The sequence below is a fragment of the Psychroserpens sp. genome, from assembly GCF_045105015.1.
Taxonomy (GTDB): domain Bacteria; phylum Bacteroidota; class Bacteroidia; order Flavobacteriales; family Flavobacteriaceae; genus Psychroserpens.
The window spans coordinates 1-2,669 of the sequence record NZ_JBGCCX010000077.1 but is presented as its reverse complement, the minus strand read 5'-3'; the positions used below and the strand labels follow the sequence as shown (position 1 = coordinate 2,669).

Annotated in this window: 4 protein-coding genes; all 4 read left to right on the top strand. The window is 32.6% G+C overall.

Annotated features, from left to right (window positions below):
- Positions 1-514 (top strand): CPBP family intramembrane glutamic endopeptidase (locus tag AB8B90_RS06090; RefSeq protein ID WP_405334759.1); only part of this gene is annotated, 514 nt, incomplete at its 5' end.
- A 94-nt stretch (positions 515-608) separates the two neighbouring features.
- Entirely contained in the window at positions 609-1,541 is a 933-nt protein-coding gene (locus tag AB8B90_RS06085) for an NAD(P)-dependent alcohol dehydrogenase (protein WP_405334757.1), read from the top strand.
- A gap of 53 nt (positions 1,542-1,594) precedes the next feature.
- Positions 1,595-2,452 (top strand): alpha/beta fold hydrolase, encoded by an 858-nt coding sequence (locus tag AB8B90_RS06080; protein WP_405334755.1) that lies wholly within the window; start codon positions 1,595-1,597, stop codon positions 2,450-2,452.
- Between the two features lie 4 nt (positions 2,453-2,456).
- The coding region (locus tag AB8B90_RS06075) for an alpha/beta fold hydrolase (protein WP_405334753.1) at positions 2,457-2,669 on the top strand (213 nt) is incomplete at its 3' end.

Here is a 2,669-nt window from a genome sequence, read left to right as displayed (position 1 = left end):
AAAAGAACTGGGTCTGTTTGGTATTGGAACTTTAAATCCAAAGTCAATAACCATCATAGCCATTATTTTATTAGGCACTGTTGAAGTAATAAGAGCGGCTGCAACAACCCTAGGTGAAGAAATTGGATGGCGAGGATTTTTCATCTATGAATTGAGAAAAGTGCTGTCTTTTAATGGAGTAGCAATTTTTAGTGGACTGATTTGGTCTTTTTGGCATTGGCCATTGTTGGTATATTATAGTAATAATGTATTATTAGAATTCACAACCTTTACTATCGTCATTATTTCCATGTCATTTATCATGGCGTACTACACGTTTAAATCCAAAAGTCTATGGCCGGCAGTGATTTTTCATGCGGTCAGTAATGTGTATATACAAAAAATAATGCCTCCGCTAACAACGAAAATTGATGGAACTGAACATTGGCTTGGTGAAAACGGAATTATGTTTGCCATAGTAACATTTGTTTTTGGATTATACTTTTGGAGAAAAGCGGTTAAACAGAATTTATAGTCCACGTTAATTTTCTATTTATTAGGTTCTAATTTCCAAATACGAACCTTTAAAGCTCAAATAGTTACCAACTTTGCTGTAAACAATAGCAATAATGAAAGCAATAGAATGTATAAAGTATGGCGATGCAGAAAATCTCGTACTAACTCATATAAAAAAACCAACACCAAAAGATAATGAAGTACTTATAAAGATACATGCTACTTCAGTTACCACAAGTGATGTTCTAATTCGTAGAATGAATGAACCGATGATTTCCAAATTTATACTGCAACTTATATTTGGTTTTGTACGTCCAAGAAATCCAATTTTAGGAATGGTTTCATCTGGTGTTATAGAGGACAAAGGAAAAGATGTGTCATTATTTGAAGTTGGGGACGAGGTTTTTGCCTATGGTTCAATCTCACCTACCAACCGCCGTTTTGGTTCATATGGAGAATATATTTGTTTACCGGAAGATTGGAATCTAGCACTAAAACCTGCAAATCTTAGTTTTGAGGAAGCTGCAGCAATTCCTTATGGTGGTTTGCTTGCTTCTCATTTATTAAAAAAGACGAGCATAAGTAGGAACGACAAAGTTTTAATTTATGGAGCCTCAGGAAGTATAGGCACCATGGCGATACAATTGGCGAAGCATATGGGTGCTCATGTTACTAGTGTATGCAGTAGTCGAAATTTCGAATTAGTTAAGTCTTTAGGTAGTGATAAGATGATTGATTACACCTTAGAAAATGCTGATAAACAATTGGAAACATATAAATATGTAATTGATGCTGTAGGCAATTCGAAATCATCGAAACTTAAAGAAAAGAGTAAAAAAGCATTGACTTTTAAGGGGAAATACATATCTATAGATCATGGCACACCATTAACACCTAAAGAAGCTTTTTTAAATTTAAAAAAGTTAGCTGAACAAGAGAAGATTATCCCTGTTATTGATAGCATCTTTCCTTTAGAAAAAATGACAGAGGCACATAAGTATGTAGAAATGGGGCATAAAATAGGTAATGTTATTATCAAAGTATAGCTGAGCTACTCAGAAATACAATTCATAAATATCAACAAAAAATAAGATTAAATATGTTTTTCAAATCAAAAGAAGGAAAAGAAAAAATCATTACCCTTTACAATCAAAAATTAAAAGAGCTGAATATTGAATATTCAGAAAAATTGGTAGAAACAAAGTTTGGTGTCACTAATGTTATTACTACTGGCGATACTAAATACCCTCCATTAGTACTGATTCACGGAACGGGAGGTTGTGCACCTCAAATTTTAGAGTCCTTACCCAGTTTAGCGTCAAAATATTGTGTGTATGCAGTGGATGTCTTAGCGCAACCCAATAAAAGTGCTGAGAATAGATTGGATATGAAATCTTTGGATTATGGTGAATGGCTCTTAAAAGTCATCATAAAATTAAGGTTAAAAGATGTCACTTTAGTTGGGTTTTCCTTTGGTGGTTTAATTAGTTTAAAAGCACTAGAATTTAGTGAAATACCAATTAGACATGTTTTCTTAATCGCCCCAGTCTACATAGTAAATGGTAATCCTCTTGTAGGGGTATTCAAAATGTTCCTGTCATTAAAAAAGTTTATCAAAACAAATAACCAAAAACACATTAAAAAAGTAATGGAGGTACTTTTTTCTGAATATGATGATTTTGCATTAAACTATATGTCAAATACATTTCAGCACTGCAACATGGATTTCTCACCACTACCTGTAATTAATAAAGATTTAGCTAAAAATATAAAAACACCAATCACCATTTTCGCAGCTGAAAAAGACATTATGTTTCCTGGCAAAAAGATGATTAAAAGAGCTAAACAAATATTTTCATCCTTAGAAGAAGTCGTTTTATTGGAGGATTCTAAACACGTTCCAAGTACAACAGATTTTAGAAAAATAGAAGTACTAATTCTAGATAAAAGTGAATAATATTATGAGGACAATAACAGAAATAGTAAGATTTCCTAGATCAACAATGATCCCAATAAATAATATTGTTTTAGAAGTTTTTGAAGCAGGTATTGAAAATAGAGGTAACCCAATTGTATTATGTCATGGTTTTCCTGAACATGCATATTCATGGCGCTATCAAATTCCAGCTTTAGTTAAAGCGGGTTATCATGTGATAGTACCAAATCAGAGAGGT

What these genes read in the sequence shown, in the direction of transcription:
- AB8B90_RS06085 (WP_405334757.1), top strand. Translation starts at nt 609, where the DNA reads ATGAAAGCAATAGAATGTATAAAGTATGGCGATGCAGAAAATCTCGTA.
- AB8B90_RS06080 (WP_405334755.1), top strand. Translation starts at nt 1,595, where the DNA reads ATGTTTTTCAAATCAAAAGAAGGAAAAGAAAAAATCATTACCCTTTAC.